25 protein-coding genes and 3 pseudogenes are annotated in these 21051 nt (G+C 60.9%); 18 read left to right on the forward strand and 10 right to left on the reverse strand.

Going from position 1 to position 21051, the window contains the following annotated elements:
* Positions 1-108 precede the first annotated feature (108 nt).
* From rpe to ABD884_RS22095, 3 genes and pseudogenes are all read left to right on the forward strand, one after another.
* Positions 109-819, forward strand: coding sequence for a ribulose-phosphate 3-epimerase (gene rpe, locus ABD884_RS22085; RefSeq protein WP_345033435.1), 711 nt, complete (start codon positions 109-111; stop codon positions 817-819).
* 10 nt (positions 820-829) lie between these two features.
* Complete coding sequence (locus tag ABD884_RS22090) at positions 830-1303, forward strand: ribose-5-phosphate isomerase (RefSeq protein WP_345033439.1); 474 nt, start codon at positions 830-832, stop codon at positions 1301-1303.
* A gap of 210 nt (positions 1304-1513) precedes the next feature.
* Positions 1514-1639: pseudogene (locus tag ABD884_RS22095) on the forward strand (class II fructose-bisphosphate aldolase); the annotation flags it as partial.
* Between the two features lie 99 nt (positions 1640-1738).
* Here the strand turns inward: ABD884_RS22095 and ABD884_RS22100 are convergent.
* From ABD884_RS22100 to ABD884_RS22110, 3 genes and pseudogenes are all read right to left on the reverse strand, one after another.
* A pseudogene (locus tag ABD884_RS22100) lies at positions 1739-1915 on the reverse strand (orotidine 5'-phosphate decarboxylase / HUMPS family protein); the annotation flags it as partial.
* 217 nt (positions 1916-2132) lie between these two features.
* Positions 2133-2279, reverse strand: a complete 147-nt coding sequence (locus ABD884_RS22105; RefSeq protein WP_155854296.1) for a hypothetical protein — start codon at positions 2277-2279, stop codon at positions 2133-2135.
* On the reverse strand, positions 2276-2458 hold the full coding sequence (locus ABD884_RS22110; protein WP_345051980.1) for a hypothetical protein: 183 nt from the start codon (positions 2456-2458) through the stop codon (positions 2276-2278). The genes ABD884_RS22105 and ABD884_RS22110 overlap by 4 nt, the downstream gene beginning before the upstream one ends.
* Positions 2459-2603: 145 nt before the next feature.
* On the opposite strand from ABD884_RS22110, the gene ABD884_RS22115 reads away from it, so the two are divergent.
* Both ABD884_RS22115 and ABD884_RS22120 read left to right on the forward strand, forming a co-directional pair.
* Positions 2604-2810: a hypothetical protein gene (locus ABD884_RS22115; protein ID WP_345051984.1), complete on the forward strand. Its 207-nt coding sequence runs from the start codon at positions 2604-2606 to the stop codon at positions 2808-2810.
* A 24-nt stretch (positions 2811-2834) separates the two neighbouring features.
* Positions 2835-2975 carry a hypothetical protein gene (locus ABD884_RS22120; RefSeq protein WP_345051987.1) on the forward strand — a complete coding sequence of 47 codons (141 nt, stop codon included), beginning with the start codon at positions 2835-2837 and terminating at the stop codon, positions 2973-2975.
* A 223-nt stretch (positions 2976-3198) separates the two neighbouring features.
* Here ABD884_RS22120 and ABD884_RS22125 read toward each other — a convergent pair whose 3' ends face one another.
* Positions 3199-5019, reverse strand: a complete 1821-nt coding sequence (locus ABD884_RS22125; RefSeq protein ID WP_345051990.1) for a glycoside hydrolase family 15 protein — start codon at positions 5017-5019, stop codon at positions 3199-3201.
* A 733-nt stretch (positions 5020-5752) separates the two neighbouring features.
* Between ABD884_RS22125 and hxlB the strand changes: the two genes are divergently transcribed.
* The 8 genes from hxlB (at position 5753) to ABD884_RS22165 (ending at position 10876) form a co-directional block, all read left to right on the forward strand.
* Complete coding sequence (hxlB, locus tag ABD884_RS22130) at positions 5753-6352, forward strand: 6-phospho-3-hexuloisomerase (RefSeq protein WP_345049957.1); 600 nt, start codon at positions 5753-5755, stop codon at positions 6350-6352.
* 89 nt (positions 6353-6441) lie between these two features.
* The gene (gene hxlA, locus ABD884_RS22135) at positions 6442-7065 is read left to right on the forward strand and encodes a 3-hexulose-6-phosphate synthase (protein WP_345051995.1); all 624 of its coding nucleotides are present in this window, start codon (positions 6442-6444) and stop codon (positions 7063-7065) included.
* A 74-nt stretch (positions 7066-7139) separates the two neighbouring features.
* Positions 7140-7382, forward strand: a complete 243-nt coding sequence (locus tag ABD884_RS22140) for a hypothetical protein (protein ID WP_345033372.1) — start codon at positions 7140-7142, stop codon at positions 7380-7382.
* A 71-nt stretch (positions 7383-7453) separates the two neighbouring features.
* Entirely contained in the window at positions 7454-7669 is a 216-nt protein-coding gene (locus ABD884_RS22145; protein WP_345033375.1) for a hypothetical protein, read from the forward strand.
* 45 nt (positions 7670-7714) lie between these two features.
* Positions 7715-9271: a glucose-6-phosphate dehydrogenase gene (gene zwf / locus ABD884_RS22150; RefSeq protein WP_345051997.1), complete on the forward strand. Its 1557-nt coding sequence runs from the start codon at positions 7715-7717 to the stop codon at positions 9269-9271.
* Positions 9268-10260: a glucose-6-phosphate dehydrogenase assembly protein OpcA gene (locus tag ABD884_RS22155; protein ID WP_345033393.1), complete on the forward strand. Its 993-nt coding sequence runs from the start codon at positions 9268-9270 to the stop codon at positions 10258-10260. Before zwf ends, ABD884_RS22155 begins: the two co-directional genes overlap by 4 nt.
* A 31-nt stretch (positions 10261-10291) precedes the next feature.
* Complete coding sequence (locus ABD884_RS22160) at positions 10292-10519, forward strand: hypothetical protein (protein WP_345052002.1); 228 nt, start codon at positions 10292-10294, stop codon at positions 10517-10519.
* Positions 10520-10711: 192 nt separating this feature from the next.
* Positions 10712-10876 (forward strand): hypothetical protein, encoded by a 165-nt coding sequence (locus tag ABD884_RS22165; RefSeq protein ID WP_345052005.1) that lies wholly within the window; start codon positions 10712-10714, stop codon positions 10874-10876.
* A 130-nt stretch (positions 10877-11006) separates the two neighbouring features.
* Here the strand turns inward: ABD884_RS22165 and ABD884_RS22170 are convergent, their stop codons facing one another.
* From ABD884_RS22170 to ABD884_RS22185, 4 genes are all read right to left on the reverse strand, one after another.
* Positions 11007-11618: a hypothetical protein gene (locus ABD884_RS22170; RefSeq protein WP_345052010.1), complete on the reverse strand. Its 612-nt coding sequence runs from the start codon at positions 11616-11618 to the stop codon at positions 11007-11009.
* 191 nt (positions 11619-11809) lie between these two features.
* Complete coding sequence (locus ABD884_RS22175; protein WP_345033409.1) at positions 11810-13462, reverse strand: APC family permease; 1653 nt, start codon at positions 13460-13462, stop codon at positions 11810-11812.
* Entirely contained in the window at positions 13459-15399 is a 1941-nt protein-coding gene (locus ABD884_RS22180; RefSeq protein WP_345033404.1) for a primary-amine oxidase, read from the reverse strand. The genes ABD884_RS22175 and ABD884_RS22180 overlap by 4 nt, the downstream gene beginning before the upstream one ends.
* Positions 15400-15401: 2 nt before the next feature.
* The gene (locus ABD884_RS22185) at positions 15402-15596 is read right to left on the reverse strand and encodes a hypothetical protein (RefSeq protein ID WP_345052014.1); all 195 of its coding nucleotides are present in this window, start codon (positions 15594-15596) and stop codon (positions 15402-15404) included.
* A gap of 682 nt (positions 15597-16278) precedes the next feature.
* Between ABD884_RS22185 and ABD884_RS22190 the strand changes: the two genes are divergently transcribed.
* Complete coding sequence (locus tag ABD884_RS22190) at positions 16279-17751, forward strand: APC family permease (protein WP_345052018.1); 1473 nt, start codon at positions 16279-16281, stop codon at positions 17749-17751.
* Positions 17748-18491, forward strand: coding sequence for an IclR family transcriptional regulator (locus ABD884_RS22195; RefSeq protein ID WP_345052026.1), 744 nt, complete (start codon positions 17748-17750; stop codon positions 18489-18491). Before ABD884_RS22190 ends, ABD884_RS22195 begins: the two co-directional genes overlap by 4 nt.
* Positions 18492-19001: 510 nt before the next feature.
* On the opposite strand, the gene ABD884_RS22200 is transcribed toward ABD884_RS22195, so the two are convergent.
* A complete protein-coding gene (locus tag ABD884_RS22200) occupies positions 19002-19187 on the reverse strand; it encodes a hypothetical protein (protein ID WP_345052032.1) in 186 nt (61 codons plus the stop codon).
* A gap of 145 nt (positions 19188-19332) precedes the next feature.
* Between ABD884_RS22200 and ABD884_RS22205 the strand changes: the two genes are divergently transcribed.
* The gene (locus ABD884_RS22205; protein ID WP_345052037.1) at positions 19333-19569 is read left to right on the forward strand and encodes a hypothetical protein; all 237 of its coding nucleotides are present in this window, start codon (positions 19333-19335) and stop codon (positions 19567-19569) included.
* A gap of 220 nt (positions 19570-19789) precedes the next feature.
* Positions 19790-19984 (forward strand): annotated as a pseudogene (locus ABD884_RS22210) (Gfo/Idh/MocA family oxidoreductase); the annotation flags it as partial.
* Positions 19985-19998: 14 nt separating this feature from the next.
* Here the strand turns inward: ABD884_RS22210 and ABD884_RS22215 are convergent.
* The gene (locus ABD884_RS22215; protein WP_345055351.1) at positions 19999-20295 is read right to left on the reverse strand and encodes a hypothetical protein; all 297 of its coding nucleotides are present in this window, start codon (positions 20293-20295) and stop codon (positions 19999-20001) included.
* A 206-nt stretch (positions 20296-20501) separates the two neighbouring features.
* Between ABD884_RS22215 and ABD884_RS22220 the strand changes: the two genes are divergently transcribed.
* Entirely contained in the window at positions 20502-20849 is a 348-nt protein-coding gene (locus ABD884_RS22220) for a histone-like nucleoid-structuring protein Lsr2 (protein WP_345052039.1), read from the forward strand.
* Positions 20850-21051 lie beyond the last annotated feature (202 nt).

Here is a 21051-nt window from a genome sequence, read left to right on the forward strand (position 1 = left end):
GTCGTTCAGGCGCTGCTGCGCCCGCCGCCCCGCCCCGAGGCATGGAGACTCTTCGGAGTCTCCATGCCCTCATCTGCAAGCTCTGACCGCTACCGAAAGGCAGACACCATGTCCAGTTCACCCCGGAATTGCTGTATCAACCCCAGCATCCTCTCGGCTGACTTCGTCAACCTCGAAGCCGAGCTTGCCCGCATCGGCAACGCCGATGCCGTTCACGTGGATGTCATGGACAACCACTTCGTGCCGAACCTCACGATCGGGCTGCCCGTCGTGGAGCGGCTGCAAAAAGTCAGTCCCGTTCCGCTGGATGCCCACTTGATGATTTCCAATGTCGACCGTTGGGCGCCCCAGTTCGCCGACGCCGGCCTGCACTCGGTCACGTTCCACGTCGAGGCGTCCGATGCCCCCATCAAACTCGCCCGTGAGCTACGCGCACGAGGAGCCAAGGCAGGCATGGCACTGCGCCCGGCCACCCCGGTCGAACCGTACCTGGACATGCTCCCCGAACTGGACATGCTGCTGATCATGACCGTAGAACCTGGTTTCGGCGGCCAGGCATTCCTGGACGTCATGCTCCCCAAGATCCGCCGCGCCCGCGCCGCGGTCGAGGGCTCCGGGGTGAACGTCGCCATCCAAGTTGATGGCGGCATCACCGAGGAAACCATCACCCGCGCCGCCGAGGCCGGCGCCAACGTCTTCGTGGCCGGATCAGCCGTCTACGGCAAACCCTCACCCGCCGACGCCATCGAGGCACTCCGGGCCAAGGGCCAACTCGCCTTCGCCTCCAAAACAACCACCCCCGAACCCCGGAAAGCCTGAAGGACAACCCATGCGCGTTCACATCGCAACCGACCACGCAGGTATGGAACTAAGCTCGCACCTCATCACCACACTCTCCGCCCACGGCTACGAAATGGTGGACCACGGACCCGCAGCCTACGACGCCGAAGACGACTACCCGGCCTTCTGCATTAACGCCGCTACTGCCGTCGTGGCCGACCAAGCCGCGGGCGTGGACGCCCTCGGCATAGTACTCGGCGGCTCAGGCAACGGCGAGCAAATCGCCGCGAACAAAGTCAAAGGCGTCCGCGCGGCCCTGGCCTGGAACCTGGACACCGCCAAACTCGCCCGCCAACACAACAACGCCAACGTCGTCGCAGTCGGCGGACGCCAACACACAGTCCACGAAGCCACCGAACTGATCAAAGCATTCCTGACCGAACCATTCACCAACGCCGAACGCCACGAACGCCGCATCGGCCAGATCGCCACCTACGAAACCACCGGCGAAATCACCAACTAAACCAGCGCTCCACCCAGGGACCCGGTGCGGGTTCCGCCAAAGCGGAATGGATTCTGGGCAGGCCGAGAGTAGGAACTCAACGGCACCCGACTTTCTACGCACCCAGAACCGTATCGACGCGATCCTCGCAGTGAGTGGAGAGGGCACCCTAACTACAGCCCCGCATCGCAGAAGAGGCTGAAATAGGCACGGTCGGTGGCGAGGAAGCCGGCGTCGACCTTCGGCAACGTCCACGGCTTCTACAAGCCGGGCAACGGCAAGGACAAGCCGTTTGATCTGGTGCTCCACAGCGGCTCGGGTTCCACCGTGCAGGAGATCGCGGAAGCCGCAAAGCATCTCGGCTCGGTAGGCAAGACCTTCTAATGTCCGACAAATTCCACAAGAACCTGATGGGTCCCGAACCGACTCTCCTGCCCGCCGAAACCAAAGTCCGCAAGGTGGCATAGTCGTCGGCGGACCCGTGTACGGTGACCAGGTCGGCACCGGCTTTGAAGGCGATGTCGGCTTCTAGTTCTTGGCATCCATGGTCTTGAGGTCGGCGAGGACGATCTTGTCCGGGTGCGCCGCCTTGACGCCGGTGACGGCGGAGAACCCGGCGGCCTCGATCAGGGGCACGATCACCGGAGGCAGGTTCAGCCTGCCGAGGAGGCGAGCAGTTCGGTCTTGCCGTGCTTCTGCTTGCGCTGGAGATCGTGGACTCGCTGGTTGCGGGGATCGGCGATGAGTGCCTTCTTCAAGCGGTTTCAAGCGGTCGCTGTGCATACGGTCCCGGCAGAGCTCAGTCCGCAACGCCTTCCCACGTGCGCTCAGCCATGCAATGTCCGTTCACTCATGCCGCTTTGCCCTCCTCCACGAGTAGAAGCTGAGGTCTGCCTTCGAGGATTCCCAATACTTGAGGGACGTCGATCACGCCTGCGGCGAGCATGTTGCGGAGCAGGTACGCGGCTTGCGCGAGACGCCGCTCTGCCTCGTTCATGCCGCCACCTTCTTCGGGAGGCCGAAATGCGAATAGACGATCGTGGTGAGCGGTGTGAGGTAGCTCCGGGCCGTCTCGTGCGCCCAGATCCGGTCGTCAGCCGTGGCATAGGCCTCGCCGGCCAGTTCGAGGGCGTCGTCTTCGACGGTGACGAGATCCAAGGGAACTTGGAGTTTCATGATGTTGCTTCTTTCTGCAGGGAACTGCGGTTGGTGTGCATCCATCGTCCAGCCATTTGCGGGTAGGGGATACGCTAATTCAGGATGGTCAAAACTACCTTTTTGGGTGGGCCGCCTGGGTCGTCCAATTACGTGGGCTAAATGAATGAGCCCACAGCGCAAGACGACCGAGTCCGGGCTGTGGTGGCCGCTCCTTCGTTTCATTGCCCGGATCTCGGGCGCGGCGCTCTCGCGAATAGCCGGCCGGCGAACCAGCAGATCAGAGGCCAGTGCCGTACGGACCGGCAAAACGCCCACCGCCATCTGCTCCTTACCCTCGGCGCGGCGAATCAAATACGTTCTGGGTTCTTGACCCGAACTGCTCCCTGAGGCAGTCATGCCTTTCGCCAGCGGAAACGCACTGGTGATCTTCACGGAGGAGAGAACAGGTGGGATCGGCGTCGGGCAGCACAATTCCGGCGCCGTTGCCGCTGAGCTCCAGGAAGAACCGTTTGACCGGTGTCGGCTGAGGACTTGATGAGGCATTCCGGATTCCACAGTTCTGTCCCCTGATTGGGAATAGGGTTTGTTCCCGGGACACAGGACGCCCTGCTGGCCGGGCTGAGAGAACACCCATTGAGTTCGTATAGCGAAGGGATGTTGCGGATGACTATTCGACTGCTGCCTGGGCCATGCTCGAACGAGTCCGGGAGACCACGCCCCTGATCCAGCGCCTGGTCATTGCACTGGCCGGCCAGGTATTAAACTGCTGCTTCGACGGCCAGGCTGAGGCGGTCGACGCCGTGGATGGCGTCGGCGGCTCTGACCAGGGTCAGGTGTGAGAATGCTTGGGGAAAGTTGCCGGCCATCCGTCGTTCGTTCGTTGCGTATTCTTCGCTAAGCAGGCCGAGCTCGTTGGCAAACCCGACGAGTTTGTCCATGAGCATTGTTGCCTCGGCCTGACGGCCTGTGCGGGCATATTGTTCCACGAGCCAGAAAGAGCATGCGAGGAAAGGATGTTCGCCCGGTTCCAGGCCGTCAACGCCGCTCTCTGTTCGATAGCGCAGCAAGAGACCGTCGTCGGTGAGGAGTTCTTTTTCCAGCCGTGCGACTGTGCCGAGCATGTGTTCATCGTTGTAGGGGAGAAAACCGACCTGTGGAATGACGAGTAACGCAGCGTCGGTTTGGCCTCCGCCGTAGGTCTGGGTAAAGGAGTTAATCCTCCGGTCGAATCCCTCGCGCATTATCTCTTCGCGCAACCGGCCACGCAGATGCTCCCACTTCGTTATATCTCCGGATAGTCCGTGGATCCGCACTGCCCGGATCCCGCTGTTGAAGGCGGCCCACATCATCACTCGTGAGTGGGTGAAGTACTGTGCCTGGCCGCGCATTTCCCAAAGGCCGAAGTCCTTGTCATCGAAGTGTCTTTCGACGAATCCCAAGAGGGCCCGCTGAAGGGCCCAGGAGAAATGGTCTTCTTTACCTCCGGCCATACGCAGTCTTTCCAATGCCACCATCACTTCGCCGACAACATCGGCCTGGAACTGTGAAGCGGCCGCATTTCCAATGCGAACAGGCTTGGAGTTCGCATATCCGGGGAGGTGGTTGAGCTCGCGTTCAGGAAGTTCCCGTTCTCCCCCGACCCCGTACATGATCTGAATTTGCTCGGGGTTGCCGGCCAGTGCCCGAAGGAGCCAGTTGCGCCACTGAAGCGCCTCCGTTTCATAACCGTGGGTCAGCATCGATTCCAGCGTCAGGGCCGCATCGCGCAACCAGCAATACCGGTAGTCCCAGTTCCGTGATCCGCCGAAATCCTCCGGGAGGGACGTCGTGGGAGCTGCGACAATGCCGCCGGTTTCAAAATGCGTCAGGGCCCGCAGTACTAACAACGAACGTTTCACCGCACTCCCATAGGCGCCGTCTTGCCGGCAGTGGCTTCCCCAGCGGCTCCAGTACTCAGTGGCTTCTTCAAGAGCAGCATCAACGTCAACCGCTGCTGGCAGGGGGCGGTGGGAGGGGAACCACGTTAGTTCAAAATCCACCTTCTCGCCCTTTGAAATGAGGAATTTTCCCTCGTGCCCGTGCGCATGGGCTTGTGGAAGATGAGGTCCTCTTAGCGCCAGAGCATCCGGACCGGCCATGGCCAACAGGACCGGAGCCGCCGTCGGCGCATTGTCCCGGACACGACTCACCCAAGGCACGACCGTTGAATATCCCGGGCGGATCCGAAGTTCCTGATGCATCTCAACGCTGCCAGCCAAACCGGTAACCCGGCGGATAAGGGAGGAACCGTTATCCCCCAGCGGCATGAAATCGGTAACCAGGACGCTTCCGCCACCGGTCTCCCAGATGGTTTGGAGCACGAAGGTCGAGTCAAGATAGTGTCGATCGACAACCACAGCACCTGATTCGCTGGGAGCCAACAGCCAGCGGCCGTGCTCATCGGTGCCCACAATTCCACTGAACACGGACGGCGAATCGAAACGCGGGAAACAGAGCCAGTCCACACTGCCGTCCCGGGATATAAGAGGCCCGGTCTGAAGATCCGATAGCAACGCATAGTCCTCTATGAGTGCAGCCATGCTCCACTCAATCACAACTTCTCCACATTAGGTTAGGCCCGCCATATGCCCATCAACACGGAACCACCAGCCCGGTAGCGGCGATAGACCCGTCGCCCCTGGAGTCTGAGCTCCGCGATCATAGGTGGCCAGTTGAATGTCACGGAGACTGGCTGTGGGGAAGATGAGCCACGTCGGCGATTATGCGAGTCGTCGCGCTAGCCACACATTCCCGGCCGATCACGGCAATTGCCGTGTCCACGAATTGTCTCCGGCGATAGCTGACGGGCTACTCGCCGTCGGTCCTCATCTTGAAGGCCAGCGTCCCGGGTACTCCCCTTTGTTCTTCAACGTCACTTGGCCTCTTTGGCTATTTCGTCGGGCACCCAAATACAAATCGAAAACTGGACCTATCCATTCATCCTCCTGTTGCTCCCACTCAACTGTCCGTGGCTTCGCGTGAATCACGATAAGGGGACGGCGGCCAGCAACACGACCCATCCGGCCCTATCGGCAAATGTCGTAAACCGACGGCGAGATTCTGGCTAAGGAACCATCGGCGCAACCGGAACTTGCGCGTTTCACGCGCTCGGACCGTCTACCGGAGGCTGTTCCGCGTACCCCAATCCTTAAGGGTAGTTAGAACCGTCAGAAAATAGCGTTACCCCTGCAGGTTTGCTTCGAGATCATGGATATCAATCAGAAGGACCCATTCGGCCTTTATGGCCGATTGCCGAATCGAAGGGACCAAATCGTGAATCCGACAGCTAACGCGACGCGTGCGGTGTATAGCACTACGAGTGATATTGTGCGTAATTTGGCGCTTGTCAGGGATGAGATCGCGGACACGGCGGCCAAGATTGATGTGCAGGAGTTGGCCGGTCTTGCGGGGCATCTGGGCCAGCCGGGCCGGGTGTTCGTCGCCGGGGCGGGCCGGAGCGGTCTGGTGTTGCGCATGGCCGGGATGAGGCTGATGCATTTGGGTTTGACGGTCCATATTGCCGGGGATACCACTACTCCGGCAATCGCGTCCGGGGACCTGCTCTTGGTGGCTTCGGGGTCGGGAACGACCTCGGGTGTGGTCAAGTCCGCGGAGACCGCGGCGAAGGCCGGGGCGCGTATTGCCGCGTTCACCACTAATCGGGAATCGCCGCTGGCCGGGCTGGCCGACGCGTTGGTGATCATTCCTGCCGCGCAGAAGACCGATCATGGTTCGAGTGTTTCGCGCCAGTACTCCGGTTCCCTGTTCGAGCAGGTGTTGTTCCTGGCTACCGAGGCTTTGTTCCAGTCGCTGTGGGAAAACGCCGACGAACCGGCTGAACAGCTGTGGCTCAGGCACGCCAACCTCGAATAACCACCCCCGGGTTACTGGTCCCGGTTTAGCGGGGCCCCCGTTTTTTCCATCACCATCTCTGCAGTTCCCTACAGAAAGATAAAATCATCATGAAACTCCAAGTTGCCGTGGACCTCCTCACGACCGAAGACGCTCTCGAACTGGCCGGCAAGGTCGCCGAGTACGTGGACATCATCGAGTTGGGTACCCCGTTGATCAAGGCTGCCGGGCTTGCTGTCGTCACTGCTGTGAAGGAAGCCCACCCGGACAAGATCGTTTTCGCTGACATGAAGACCATGGACGCGGGAGAACTTGAAGCCGATATCGCTTTCAAGGCCGGCGCGGACCTGGTTACCGTGCTGGGTAGCGCTGATGACTCCACCATCGCCGGTGCGGTCAAGGCAGCCAAGGCCCACAACAAGGGCATCGTGGTTGACCTTATCGGTGTGGCCGACAAGGTTACCCGGGCGAAGGAAGTCCGTGCGCTGGGTGCGAAGTTCGTCGAGATGCACGCGGGCCTGGACGAGCAGGCTCAGCCCGGTTACGACCTGAACGGTCTGCTCAGCGCCGGAGCCGAAGCGCGTGTTCCGTTCTCCGTGGCCGGTGGCGTGAACCTGTCCACCATCGCCGCCGTGCAGCAGGCCGGCGCTGATGTCGCCGTCGCCGGCGGCGCGATCTACGGTGCAGCCGACCCGGCCCTGGCAGCCAAGGCACTGCGCGCCGCGATCGTCTAGGCATCCGAGTTACGGTGGCGTCCCGCGGCCTCAGGGCTGCGGGACGCCACCACCTCTGGGCGTAAGGGCCAGGCATGATTCAGACACTTAAGACAGCCGGAGGAAGGCGCAGGGTACCCAAGCAGCAGCCTGTCCAGGAATGGGCTTCCCTGCAGCGCGGGAATTGTGTCGAGGTCTGGTCCGATGGTTCGTTCCTGTACATAGCCTTCGTCGATGACCGTGCCGAGGACGGCCACCTGCTCTGGGTCATCGAGAACGGCACCGGCTCCCGCCGTCTTTTTGTTCGTGATGATCCCATCACGCTGTATTCGATCTAAGACACACCACACCCGCATATGAGGGGTGGCACATTTGGGGGGACCCTGGTCCCTGGGAAGGAAGCTGTAGCATGCGTGGTCAGACCGCGGAGCATTTGGAAGTCCTCGTTACCGAGCCTGCTCGGCTTGAGGAGTTGCTCGACGATGCAGAAGCCATGCTCCGGCAAGTAGCGCTACCCCAAAAAATTCGAGGCATCCTGGTCACCCGCCATGATCCTCATCGATATACGCTCGCGCTCAGCGACACGGTTCCCTTTGGTGAGACCCGCGAGCAGATCCTCTCGTGACCGTCGGTCGATGGCCGCACCGCTCGTAAAAGCTAGAAGGCAACAATGTCTGTTACTTACCTTGATGCGGGTGTCAGGTCCGGGCATAACCCCCTCCGGGACCCGAGGGACCGCCGCCTGAACCGCATCGCCGGGCCGTCATCGCTGGTGCTCTTCGGAGTCACCGGTGATCTTGCCCGTAAGAAACTCCTGCCCGCCGTGTACGACCTCGCCAACCGGGGGCTGTTGCCGCCAAGCTTCACGCTGGTCGGATTCGCCCGGCAGAACCGGGAGAATGAGGATTTTGCGGCTGGGCTAAAGGAAGCCGTCAAAGCGTATTCCCGGACGCCGTTTGATGAGGTGGTGTGGGGCCAGCTTGCCGAGGGTATCCGTTTCGTGCAGGGGGAGTTCGACGACGACGACGCTTTTAGGCGGCTTGCCGAGACTCTGGATGAGCTGGATGAGACCCGCGGGACGCGGGGGAATCATGCGTTCTATTTCTCGATTCCGCCCAAGGCCTTCGAGCAGGTCTGCCGGCAGCTTTCCCGCCACGGTCTGGCCCAGGCCGGGGACGGGCAGTGGCGGCGGGTGGTGATCGAGAAGCCCTTCGGTCATGACCTGGAATCCGCCCGGCAGCTGAACGACATTGTGGAGTCCGTGTTCCCGCCGGACGCGGTGTTCCGCATCGATCATTACCTGGGCAAGGAAACGGTCCAGAACATCCTGGCACTGCGTTTCGCGAACCAGCTCTTCGAACCGCTCTGGAACGCGAACTACGTGGACCATGTCCAGATCACGATGGCCGAGGACATCGGCACGGGGGGCCGTGCAGGCTATTACGACGGCGTCGGGGCGGCACGGGACGTGATCCAGAACCACCTTTTGCAGTTGCTCGCGTTGACGGCCATGGAAGAGCCGATTTCCTTCAACGCCGATGACCTGCGGGCCGAGAAGGAAAAGGTCCTGGCCGCGGTCAGGCTGCCCGAGGACCTGTCCACCCACTCGGCCCGGGGCCAGTTCACCGGCGGCTGGCAAGGCGGGGAACTGGTCCAGGGGTATTTGGACGAGGACGGCATCCCGGCCGATTCGAAGACCGAAACCTTCGCCGCGATCCGCCTGGATATCCATACCCGGCGCTGGGCCGGGGCACCGTTTTACCTGCGTGCCGGTAAACGCCTCGGGCGCCGGGTCACGGAGATCGCCGTGGTGTTCAAACGCGCACCGAACCTGCTCTTCCGCGGGCACGGGGAGGATGACTTCGGTCAGAACGCCGTGGTGATCCGGGTCCAGCCCGACGAGGGCGCCACGATCCGGTTCGGGTCCAAGGTCCCGGGCACGCAGATGGAAGTCCGCGACGTGACCATGGACTTCGGCTACGGGCACTCCTTCACCGAGTCCAGCCCCGAAGCGTACGAACGGCTCATCCTGGACGTGCTCCTGGGCGAACCCCCGCTGTTCCCGCGGCACGCCGAAGTCGAGGAGTCCTGGAAGATCCTTGACCCGTTCGAGGACTACTGGGCATCCCTGGACGAACAGCCCGAACCCTACGCTCCCGGCAGCTGGGGCCCGGCCTCGGCCGATGAGCTGCTTGCCCGCGACGGACGAACCTGGAGAAGGCCATGATCGTAGACCTGCCGGACACCACCACCTCCAAGATCTCCAAGAAGATCACCTCCCTGCGCGAGCAAGGAGGCGTGATCGCCCTCGGACGCGTCCTGACCCTGGTGGTCGTGACCACATCCGGGCTGGAAGAAGAAGCCATCGAGGCAGCCAACGACGCCAGCCGCGAACACCCCTGCCGCATCATCGTCCTCGCGGACGCCGGCGCCCAGGCACCGACCCGCCTCGACGCCCAGATCCGGGTCGGCGGGGACGCCGGGGCCTCGGAAGTCATCGTGCTGCGCGGCTACGGGGAACTCGCCAAGGAAAGCGAATCCCTCGTCGCGGCCCTGCTCCTGCCCGACGCACCCATCGTGGCCTGGTGGCCGAACGGCGCCCCCGAGAACGCCTGCGAGACCTCCATCGGACGCATCGCGCACCGCCGGATCACCGACTCCGCCAACGAACCCGACCCCGCAGCAGCACTGGCCCGGATCCGGGAAACCTACCGGGCAGGAGACACCGACCTCGCCTGGACACGCCTGAGCAACTGGCGCATCCAACTCGCCGCCGCCCTGGACCAAGTAGATGCATGGTCCGTCACGGCGATCGAGGTCGAGGGCGCCTCCGATTCACCCAGCACCATGCTGCTGGCCGCCTGGCTCCACCGGGCCCTGGACGCCCCCGTCACGATCGTCGCGGACCCCACCAACCACGGGATCAGAGGCGTCCGCCTGTCCCTGGCCTCCGGCGACATCCGGCTGCACCGCCCAGGCCTGACCATCGCCGAACTCACCCAACCAGGCCAGCCCGCCCAACGGATCTCCCTCCCACACCGCAGCCTGCGGGACTGCCTCGCCGAAGAACTACGCCGCCTCCACCCCGACGACGTCTTCGGCGAAACCATACGCAGCCTAGACACTTCAAAACAGCACCAAGAAAACCGCATAACACTGACCGGCAGCACGGAACCACGCAGCAACCACGACCAATTGACACTGATCGCCGTCTAAGGGGACCGGGACGCAACGCCGGTTCCGTTCCGTGCGCTACCTCCAGGACCCGGAGTCGAAGGCATGGAACCTTAGCGATGATCCGTGGATAACCACGATCGTGGATCTGGACACCGGCCAGGTCCTGGGAATCGTCGACGGCCGGGACCACAAGGGCACCGGAGATTGGCCCTTCGCCCGTCCGGCGCCGTGGCACGGGTGCCGGTGGTGGAAAGAGGTTGAAGTTCTCATTGTCACCGGTGCGACCACGGGCAGGTAGAGGCAAAAGAGCGCCAGGAAAAATGTCGAACGCACAGCCCACGGCTACCGGAACCCAGGCAATGATGAATCGGTTCTTCTCTTGAGAAGTGCTGTCCGGAGGACGGCCTGAGACCTGCCCTGATATCCATTTCCCCACGAAGCACCAAGAGCCCGTCTGGGAGGTGGGCACACCGGAGTAGCGTCCACTTACGTGACCCGGATGGACCACCCGATCTATACCCTGGCTGTCGGTGACCCGGACGGTGCAGCGGGGCAGAACATCAACATCTGGATGTCCGTCTTCAACAGCCAGGGCCAGTACATCTTCGGCACGGGCCCCATCTCCCAGCCGGGGTCCGGAGAGTACCCGTCCTGACCAAGCCCGTCGAAACTGGACGACGGAGTGTACCAGTTGCAGGCACAGGCCCAAGACGCGCAAGGCCAGAACTCCGGGGTCATGCAGTTCTTCTTCGAAGTGAAAACAACGGCCCCTGCAGCGCCGGACATTACTGGTGAGACCCCTGTTGCCTCCGCGATCTCAGCATCATCCAGATCCCGACGGCGAAGACCAGGCAAAAGACCGCAGGCGGGAACAGCTGGGCGGGAAGAGTTGGATTACCAGCCACCGCAGCCAAAACGCCCATGCCTCCGAGCACGATTCCCCCAAGCAAAGCAAGGAGGCCAATTCTTCGGTAGGCCCGGGCATTGCCGTCGTTCAGGCTGGAAGCCGTGGACCGTCCGGTTCCCACAGGCTCGTACAACTGGACCAGAAACAACGCCAATAGGGCGGGAAACAGGCCCCACTGCCCGTTCCCAGAGGGGTGGCCAGATGTCACAGAAATAGTCACGATGATCATGATGACCATGAGGACGATGTAGACGAGCAGGCAAACATACTTCCATCGTCGTCGAGTTCGTGTCACCGGGCCGGCCTTCGTCTTGCCGACCAGAACGACTACACCAAATAGCAGGGCAAGAGCGGCCATAACGCTCAGGACGATCCCGAACAATATGTCCGTTCCGGGAAGCCATGCCATAAACAGCGTGATAAGCGCCAAAACAAGGACCAACACCCCGTCCGCGATCCGAAGCCCCGTCTCAGCTTTATGAGATGCCATGGTCAAACCCCTAGTCTCGAGTGGGTTGCGATGTGAACGCGCATGTGTGGGTCTTTCTGGCTAATTGGGGCGGGTGCGGTGTTTGTTGGGGTTAAAGGCGAGTTGGCCGTTTGCGCGCAGCGACTCGATGGCGTCCTTAGGGGTTCGGTTCCCGGTGCGGTTGCGGGCCGCACCGGGAACCGGCTGTTTCTCTAGCGCAGGTCGTCCTCCCGTTCGAGTTCGCGTTCGAGTTCGAGTTCATCGCTCAGGGTGAGCTTCCCGCGGGTCTCCTGCAGGGCCTTGGCGACACCGAGCTCGACCGGGCTAAGATGCGTGACGTCTTCTTCATCCAGGACCAGGCCGTGGTCGTCAGCGAGGGCAACGTGGCCGATGGTTTCGTACTTGACCGGGTTGGTTTTCCGCAGGTAAAGGGCCTGGCCTGCACCCACGACGAAGAGCCCGACGGTGATGTAAGGGATGAGCTTGAAGAGCAAGGTCGAGGCCGCAGGCCCGGCAGCGGTATCCAGGTTCGTGATCATCATGATGACAACACACACCATTCCCGCTCCACCAAGTATCGGAGCGATCTTGGTGCGCCACATCTTTTCTTCCGGGTGATGGTGTCGGAAGTAGTTGAACACGGCGGCCATGGTGAGGGTCTGCACAATCAGGAGCGAGAAGGTCCCGAGGACAGCCAGAATGGTAAACAGATCCGCGTAGGGGTCCTGATTCAAGAAGAAGAACCCAAGGATCCACGTGATTGCAATGCCTGTCTGGACAAACGACGCGACGTGCGGGGACCCGTGCTTCGCATGGGTCTTGCCAAAGACGCCGGGCAGCACTCCTTCCCGTCCCAGCGAATACATGTACCGTGCCGCGGCGTTATGGAAAGCCATGGCGCAAGCGAAGGATCCGGTCATCATCAGCCATTCCATGGCCAGAACCCACCCGTGGCCGACAAAGACGTCCGTGGGGTGGAAGAACATGTCCAGGGGATTGGCGCTTTGCGCCAAGGCAATGGCTTGCGCGCCACCGTTACCGGCAACAGACATCCAGGAGACAAACGTGTAGAAGACACCGACACCGGTGACCGCGATCATCGTGGCGATAGGGATGATCTTCTTCGGGTTCTTGGATTCCTCCCCGTACATCACCGTCGATTCAAACCCGGTCCAGGACCAGAACGCGATGAACATCGCCAGTCCCGGTGCGGCGACCGACAGGCCGCCTGGCAGGAACACATTTACCGGGTTCAGCGTCTGAGGCATCAGCCCGTCAGGGCCTCCGCCGTGGAAGAGCACACCGAAGGCCATGACGGCCAGAATCCCGATCTCGGTAGCCAGCAGCAACGTCAGGATTTTCGCTGCCATGCTGATCTCAAAGTAAGTCAGCACTCCGATCAGGATCAGACCGGACAGCGCAATGACCACCCAATTCACATCCAGCCCCAGTTGATCCTTGAAAGCCAACTGACCGAAGTAAGCGAAAATACCGATGATGCTGGCCTCAAAGACGATGTAGCTGAAAGTGACCATATAACCGGTCCCCAGACCAAACACACGCCCCAACCCACGGGAAATAAATCCGTAAAACGCCGCCGTCGACGTCACGTAACGGGCCATCGTGACATACGCGACCGCAAAAACCGACAAGATCACCGTCGCCCAGATGTACGTTGCCGGAGTCCCGGTTCCGACGCCATAACCCACCGAAATCGGAACGTTACCGCTCATGACCGTAATCGGTGCAGACGTCGCGACAGCCATGAAAACAACATCCCACAACCCCAGGGTGTTGGCCTTCAACTTACCCGGCTGGGAACCCGACCGGGAAGGAGCGTTCCCCACGGAGCTCTGCCGGCTCATTGTTCGTTTCCTGTGCTGCAGTGCCCGCCGTTGGTGCCCCGGGTTTCGGTGGGGAGGTTCAGGGTGGGGTTTTGGTTGAAGAAGCCGTGGGGTTCGAGCATGAAGCCGATGTTCTGGCGGGGCATGACGGGCCAGTCTTCGAGACGGACGACGTGGTGCATGCCGAAGGTGTACCAGACCACGAGGTCCTGGTCCACGATGTTCCGGTCCTTTTCGGTCCAGACGTGCAGGCCGTCATCGGCGCCGGTGGACTGGTTCGGGAACTCCCCGGCGGCGAAGCGCTCGGTCCGGTCGTAAGCGGTGACCCAGAGGTTGTTCCGGGCGAACTGGGCACGTTTGGAGACGTAGGACTCGTCCCCGGCCGCGAGCTGGATACCATCGGTGGGGATCAACCGGTACGCGACCGGTTCATCCACGATGTTCCTGCTCTCGTGGTTGACGACCTTCCAGAACCGGTGCTTGCCCGAATCGGTCTTACGGATCGCGGCTTTCTCGGTCTCCAGCAAACGATCCACGGCCATGAACGCGGTATGGGTGGGGTTCTCCCGGGGGATTTCCATGTCCACTTCGTAAACGGCGTTCTTCAGACCATCAAGCTCGAAGTCCATCCGGACGTTGAACATGTGCTGGTGGATCGGGGCGTACAGGCCATCGTTGTTCAGGGACTGACCGTACGGGCTCTTCTCACCAGGCTTCTGCCCGGCAGTGGAAAGAATACCGGTGGCCTTGACCAGGAACTCGATGCTCCCGTCAAGGAAAAGGTGCCAGTAGAACGCGTACTCATAGTTCGCGACCGTAGCAATGAAGGAAATCACCAGCTTCCGGCTGCGCCGGGTCTCGGTGGTGCCCTCACGGAAATCGAAGTGCTTCCACAAAATGGAATCGTCTTCCTCATGCATGCAGATCGCGTTCTCGATCGTCCACGGGTTACCGAGGCTGTCCACGCTATGACCATCGAAGTACTTGATCTCACCCAGGCAGTCACAACCCAACGTCAGGGAGTTGGCCATGTTACCGATGTTGTACTCACCGGAATCAAACGCGTTCTTCTTCGCCTGCACCGGGGCCGTATCACCATAAGGAACAACCATTTCCGACAACGAAGCCCGGTTGATCACCGGACGCTCAACACCCTGATCCCGGAACTTGAGCTGGTGCAGGACCAGACCCTCACGCGGGGTGAAACCAACCCGGAAAGACCAATCAGCCCACTGCACATGATTACCCGTCACCGTGAACGACGCACCCTCGGGCTGGGTGATCTCAATGGGTTTGAGGTCCGTACGGGCCGGACCGACGTACTTGGGCAGGTAATTACCCGAAGCGGCCGGAACCGGGATCGCCTGGTCATCCTCAAGCTTGACGACCTCCCCGGAATTCAAGTCCACGATCACAATGAAATTCTCGATCGGGTGCGCGTACGGGCTATCGTCCGCCTCGTCCCGAACAAAAACCAGGGCACGCATCAAACGCCGGCCCTCATCATCCTCACCGAAATAACCCACGGACCACGGCTCGAAACACACCAAGGACATATCCGTGATCCCGCGCTTGGCCAAAGCAGCCTGAACCTCGGGATTCTTCCGGCAACTCTCCTCACCCTCGGCGAACTCATCCACCATGAACGGCGGCTGAACACCGGCAGCAAGCTGCCTCCACGCATCCACCGTGCCCGTCTCAAGACTCACGACCGCCTCGAACGCACGCCCCTGAGCCCGGTCCACCAGAACCGCGTCCGCCTCACGCGCCACCTGCACACCATTACGCAAATCCGCCTTGGACGGCTCACGCAACTCAACACTGATAAAACGGAACGACTCCCCCGCAGCCGGGCCCTCCTTCAAAATCGAAACCGCACGGGAAATCTCCACCCGCGACAACGGATCCAACGGATGCGCCGTCCCAACAACGGCTTGAGCTTCACTGCTGATAGTCATGATTATCTCCTTGATTGGTCCTGTTCAGGATGAGGATCCCCAAGTACTCCGGAAACCGGCTTCGAAGAAGCCGAGAGTGTAGGCACGGAGTTGTTGACCCACACACACGCCCGGACCTCGTGCCTAGTCTGGTAAGCGGTGTCACCGTTGCGGGACCAATAGACACAAAAGGTTCTTGGATTGTCAGAACCGTCCATCTTTGGTGCATAGGAGACTGCTTTATCGGTGGATATGGGACAGCGTTTTTGGGTATACGAAATTGCACCTTGGTGCATATGAGATTGCGCTGAAGATTACCTCAGAAACCCCGATTGGGGGTCCTAAAGGAATCGTCTGCAAACCCTGACATCCTCTATTTCCAGAGGGTCAGCCAGGCTCCGCTACGAGCTACGGGTATCCTGTCTACGCCCAGGCAAGCAGCTAAAAAAGGATGGCTGCTCAACAGGCGCAAACGGGATGACCAGCCACTGGCCCCCGTAGAACTCCACGTACGAGTCCGAGGGGCAGCCGGCAAAGGCTTGTTCTCGTGTCATGCTGATCAATTCCTTTCAAACCAAGTAGCCGGCGTTTCTCGGTGCCCGATGACGTTTCAGATGCCTTTTTCAAGCCGAGACCTGGCGTGATGCCGGTCACAAGCATTCACTTCATGTATCAAAAATACGGCAGGGAATTCATTTAGGCGAGTCATTCATAAAGATTTCACTGAGAAATTCCGGACCACGTTTTCCCATTGCAGTTAACATGTTGGAAACATTCGGAAACATGGTAGTGGCTATCGCAGACGGCCCGGGAATGCTAATGTTCTGCACCTCGGGCCGATTACTTGCGTCCCCTCAGAAGCAAGGCGAGCGTGCCCGTCGGAGGGAAAGTTGGTAAATAGTGTCTGCCAGCGGTGACCGCTTCATTACTCCCCGTTCCCCGGTAGAGGGCCTGAGGCGCCGGAAGCTTTCCTTCTTGCCCGTCTTCGCGCAGGCAGTAGCCGGGGTGGCGCCGGCGGGTGCGATGGCCGTCATTCCGGCTCTTGTGTTTCCGGGTCTTGTCTTTGGATCAACCGGACCGAACCTTGTGCTGACATTCGGGGCGGCCATGGCGGTCATGGTCCTGGTTTCCTTCTGTCTGAGACCGATGGCAAAGCGCATGGCTGCCGTCAGCGGCCTCTACAGCTACACAGCCAAGGGACTTGGCCAACGGTCGGCAATCACCGCTGGCTGGTCGGCCATGTTTGGTTACGGCCTCGTTGCCATGGCCAGTCTGTTGGCTGTTGGCACCTATGTCGTCCAGCTGCTGATCAACCTCGGAGTCCCGATTCCGGATCCCCGGCTAATCGCGGTCCTGGTCATTCTTGCCGCCGCTGCCGCCGCCTGCCTGCTCATGGTGCGCGGCATCCAGGTATCCGCCCTGGTGACGTTTTCGGTCGAATCCATTTCAATTGGAGTCCTCGCCGTCCTCATGATTGTCTACTTCGCCGTCAACGCGCCGAAGGTCAGTGTCGCGAGCGTGCTTGCCTGGAACGGAAATTTTGATTCGCTATCGATCGGAATCGTCGTAGCCGTAAGTGCCTTTGTCGGCTTCGAATGCCCGACCACCCTAGGCGGGGAGGCATACAGGCCCTTTGTCAGCGTCCCGCGGGCCATCACATGGACTCCCATCGTGACCGGCGTGCTCTTTATTCTTGCCGCGACCGCCGAGGACATAGCCCTCAACGGGGCACCGTTAAACATCGCAGCCAGCTCAACTCCGTTGTCAGCCCTTTTTTCACAGACTTCCCCTGCCTTCGCCGCGGTCCTTGACCTGGGAATCGCAGCGTCGTGGTTTGCGTGCACGATCGCATCCGTGAATGCCCTCGCCCGGATATTTTTCTGTATGGGCAGAGAAGGCGTTGCACCGCGAATAGTCGGCCGGACCCATCCCGCCTTTCGAACCCCCTCGATGGCAATCATGGTCGTCATGCCGGTAGTTGCCATCGTTCCCATCGCGGTCATCATCTCCGGTGCCAGTCCCGAGCAGGGCCTCGTGAACCTCTTCACGCTGGGCGCCTATGGATACCTTGGGGCCTATATCCTTGCCAGCGTGTCCATGCCCTTCTTCCTGCGCCGGATCGGGGAGGACACTTACGCGAGCTGGATCCTGGGAACGGCAACCTTTCTGGTCCTTGGGGCCGTGCTCTGGCAGTCTGCGACGGTATCAATTCACACAGGCAACCTGCAGACCTTCGTCTACGGCGGTGTCCTCCTCGCCAGCATCCTTTACGCCCTGTTCCTTCGCCTCCGATTACCTGATCGTCTGGCGTCCGTGGGCATCTACGACGAGACCCGGGAAATAGACCTGTTTCACGGCAAGCCCACCCCATGACCTACAGACCCACACACTCCGGCCCCAGCACAACGTCAAACCCGCTCCGGATCTTGGAGATCGTGGCACGGTTCGGCACCGGGACTACCGCGAAAGAGATCACTGATGCTCTGCAAATGCCCCCGGCGACCGCCTACCGGGTTTTGAATGCGCTCGTCGCGGACGAATACCTGGCCCGCACCTCCGACCTCCGCGGATTCGCACTCGGACACGCAATTTCAGGCCTGATTACGGCTGCGACCCCGCCCACCGTTACCACGGCGGCCCGCGCCGTCATAGCTGAATTCCGCCATGGAAACCGCTTCGCAGTGCACCTCATCATGTTCCGGAACGGTTCCCTCAGAATCGCAGATGAAGATCCGGATTACCCGCTCCAACCAGCATTCGAAATGCTCCGGTATCCACACGCTTCCGCCGCAGGGAAACTGATGCTCGCTGAACTCGGCGACTCGGCCTCCCCTCCCCAGGGAGAGCCATTGATGAAGCTGACGCAGCACACGATCACAGACAGGGGGCAACTGGAAGAGCAACTCGCGGAAATACGGTTCACAGGCGAGGCATCGGAAATCAACGAATTAGCACAGGGAACCGCCAGCCTGGCACTTCCAGTAAGACTGCCGGACGGGTCCGCCGGCGCAGCCCTCTGCCTCTCGGGCCCCTCGGAACGGTTCCCTGCTATCTGTGAACATGCGGAAGCGGCCCGCGAACTGACGTCACGACTAGCACCGTTCCTGTACTGATTAAAAATCGGAACGGATCCATAGAGCACTCCGGACACCGCAGCCGGCTCCTGTCACACAGCAACGTTGTCCTCATTCTTTGGCCCCCAGGTCCCGTTAGACGGCGATCAGTGCAAATCAGTGCCGTTGCCTCCTTGTTCCACACTGCCGGCCAACCTCAGATCCACCGTTATTCAGACACTCCCTCGGCTAGACGGTTCGTAGTCTTGGCACTCCCCCGGTGTATCAGGAAGGCAGCGGGAGCGGGGAGGTAACCCGGACCGTTTGTCACGGACCGCCGCCTAAGGGACCTGAACGCAACACCTTCTTCCGTTCCGCGGGCTACCCTCAGAACCCGGAGTCGAAGGGATGAATCCGGCCGTCAGCCAGCTCCTCGTCCGTCTTGCGGTGTTGTCTTTGGATCACTGAAGCGGACGTTTGGGCCGAAATTAGGCCCAGGAATGGCGTTCATGGTGTTGGTTTTTCCTTCTGCGTAAGCCCAAACGTAAGGCGTGGCTGCTGTCAACGCCCCTACAGGGCTCCACGGTTTGTACTTCCGTTACCTGCCTGGTTCCGCGGCTGTTGTGGGTGCAGGATGGCCACGTCGAGATATAACAGCCTGGCCGTGGAGGCGACCTTCACTTCGGCTCGCAACTCGGTAAGATCAGCCACAATCTGCACTGTTTTCACCGACTCGGCGATGCGCTTGAGATCCAAGATGTAACCGGAATTGCCGGCTTCCCCACGGGCACCGGCGGGCGGGGTGACTGAGCTGAGCGATAAGGACCTTCTCCGTCCTCAAGACGGTGATGGGCGAGGCGACGACCGGCACAGGCGGGCACCTCCTAAGAGAATGGCAACCATGGAGACCAGAGACGCCACCGACGTTTACGAGGCACTGAAGACCCTGCGCGGACAGCTCGCACAGCTGGCTGTGGACGGCCGCATCGTCATGAGCGGGGACATACTGAACCCCCGCCACGACTCCGCGCAGGCCACGGCCGAAGCCCTCGCAGGGCTGGACGCCGCTATCAAAGCCACCTGCTGGATGGAAACCCTGAGCACCATGGACGGGGATTATCCTCTCCTGGAGGCCTGAAACACGACCGGACACCGGAAGAAGCCGCGTGGGGTGCAGTCGCACCCCACCGCTGCCGACACGGCTGGCAGAGGGCGACCAGTCGGTGACCATGGCTGCCTGAACGAGGCAGGACCCGCCCAGGCGTGATGACGGCGGTACCGCATCCTTCGGCCATCAAGACAGCAAGGGCGGCCTACGGACGCACGCCCGGTCCTCAGGTGCACTGCCGGAGACTTCAATGAGCGAGAAATTGCGTTGGGGCGTACTGGGCACCGCCCGAGTTGTCCGAAAGACAATTCCTGCGTTGCAGGAAACGAAAAATGGTGAGGTCGTAGGCATCGCGTCCCGCACCGAGGAAAGGGCCCGGGAGTACGCCGACAAGCACGGTGTCCCACAGGCGTTTGGCTCTTATGACGCGCTGCTCGCTTCCCCGGACATCGACGCTGTCTACATTGCGCTTCCCAATGCCCTGCACCTCGAGTGGATGGAACGCTGCTCCGCTACGACCTTACGGACGCGGCTGACAACGCGCGGGCGTTGGAAGCCCTCGACAGGGCAGCTCGGAAGCAAGAGGGTGTCTGAACCAATAGCACGCTTGGATTCAACGTCGCCGGCCTCGGCCAGACTGTCGGACTCGTTGCAGACGCTATTGCCCGGGCCTGCGATCTGGGGATTGTCTGCTCGTCCTCCGCGCTCGTGCTCCCGGCAGCTGCTCGGGACCTTCTCGCTACTGACCGTGACCATGGCCCCCGCGTTCAACTACTTCCGCCACCATCGCCGGGGCGGGCCTGGCCTTCTACCTCGGGAATGCCGACCCGCTCAAGTACGAAACTATCGGCCACGTCGTCCACGTCGTCCACGACTCGACAGTGAGACAGCAAATTCACCGCTCGGAATAACTCCTCGTATCCCAATGGCGCTGTAAAACACCGCGACAGCACTATCGGTGATTGATTGATAATGTTTTCAACATGGCGCGCAAGACGGTAATTGTTCTCAAGGATGACCTCGATGGGTCGGAAGCCATTGTAACGGTGGAGTTCGCTATCGATGGCATCGAATATGAAATCGACCTCAACGGAGAGCACGCCAGTGAACTTCGCCAGACGCTCGGCCGGTTTATCGAGGCCGCACGTAAATCCTCCGGCGCGCGCGGGCGGCCTGGCCTCCGCCAACCGCCCGCGGGCAGCAGAGACGCCAAGGCTATCCGGCAGTGGGCACTTGAAAAGGGCCTCAAGGTCAACGCCCGTGGCCGTGTCCAAGGGGACATCGTCGAGCAGTATCAGACCGGCCACTGAAATTTGTGCGGGCACCAACTGTCCAGGTGGTCGTGTCAACACAGGCCTGCAAAGATCGAACATCAAGGACATGGTTTATCGTGGCAGACTCCTAATAACTCCCGTTTCGGCGATTCAATTCAAGGCCTTGACGTCGCGACTGTGCATTGCCTGCCGACCGGATTTGTTGAAGACGGCTAGTGCCCCCAGAAGCTAGCCATTT

The sequence above is a fragment of the Arthrobacter methylotrophus genome (assembly GCF_039539965.1).
Taxonomy (GTDB): Bacteria; Actinomycetota; Actinomycetes; order Actinomycetales; family Micrococcaceae; genus Arthrobacter; species Arthrobacter methylotrophus.

Bases quoted from the DNA above. Each gene is read 5' to 3' on its own strand.
- rpe (WP_345033435.1), top strand. From the start codon at position 109: ATGTCCAGTTCACCCCGGAATTGCTGTATCAACCCCAGCATCCTCTCG.
- ABD884_RS22090 (WP_345033439.1), top strand. From the start codon at position 830: ATGCGCGTTCACATCGCAACCGACCACGCAGGTATGGAACTAAGCTCG.
- ABD884_RS22105 (WP_155854296.1), bottom strand. From the start codon at position 2,279: ATGAACGAGGCAGAGCGGCGTCTCGCGCAAGCCGCGTACCTGCTCCGC.
- ABD884_RS22110 (WP_345051980.1), bottom strand. From the start codon at position 2,458: ATGAAACTCCAAGTTCCCTTGGATCTCGTCACCGTCGAAGACGACGCC.
- ABD884_RS22115 (WP_345051984.1), top strand. From the start codon at position 2,604: ATGAGCCCACAGCGCAAGACGACCGAGTCCGGGCTGTGGTGGCCGCTC.
- ABD884_RS22120 (WP_345051987.1), top strand. From the start codon at position 2,835: ATGCCTTTCGCCAGCGGAAACGCACTGGTGATCTTCACGGAGGAGAGA.
- ABD884_RS22125 (WP_345051990.1), bottom strand. From the start codon at position 5,019: ATGGCTGCACTCATAGAGGACTATGCGTTGCTATCGGATCTTCAGACC.
- hxlA (WP_345051995.1), top strand. From the start codon at position 6,442: ATGAAACTCCAAGTTGCCGTGGACCTCCTCACGACCGAAGACGCTCTC.
- ABD884_RS22140 (WP_345033372.1), top strand. From the start codon at position 7,140: ATGATTCAGACACTTAAGACAGCCGGAGGAAGGCGCAGGGTACCCAAG.
- ABD884_RS22145 (WP_345033375.1), top strand. From the start codon at position 7,454: ATGCGTGGTCAGACCGCGGAGCATTTGGAAGTCCTCGTTACCGAGCCT.
- zwf (WP_345051997.1), top strand. From the start codon at position 7,715: ATGTCTGTTACTTACCTTGATGCGGGTGTCAGGTCCGGGCATAACCCC.
- ABD884_RS22155 (WP_345033393.1), top strand. From the start codon at position 9,268: ATGATCGTAGACCTGCCGGACACCACCACCTCCAAGATCTCCAAGAAG.
- ABD884_RS22170 (WP_345052010.1), bottom strand. From the start codon at position 11,618: ATGGCATCTCATAAAGCTGAGACGGGGCTTCGGATCGCGGACGGGGTG.
- ABD884_RS22175 (WP_345033409.1), bottom strand. From the start codon at position 13,462: ATGAGCCGGCAGAGCTCCGTGGGGAACGCTCCTTCCCGGTCGGGTTCC.
- ABD884_RS22180 (WP_345033404.1), bottom strand. From the start codon at position 15,399: ATGACTATCAGCAGTGAAGCTCAAGCCGTTGTTGGGACGGCGCATCCG.
- ABD884_RS22185 (WP_345052014.1), bottom strand. From the start codon at position 15,596: ATGGACGGTTCTGACAATCCAAGAACCTTTTGTGTCTATTGGTCCCGC.
- ABD884_RS22195 (WP_345052026.1), top strand. From the start codon at position 17,748: ATGACCTACAGACCCACACACTCCGGCCCCAGCACAACGTCAAACCCG.
- ABD884_RS22205 (WP_345052037.1), top strand. From the start codon at position 19,333: ATGGAGACCAGAGACGCCACCGACGTTTACGAGGCACTGAAGACCCTG.
- ABD884_RS22215 (WP_345055351.1), bottom strand. From the start codon at position 20,295: ATGGTCACGGTCAGTAGCGAGAAGGTCCCGAGCAGCTGCCGGGAGCAC.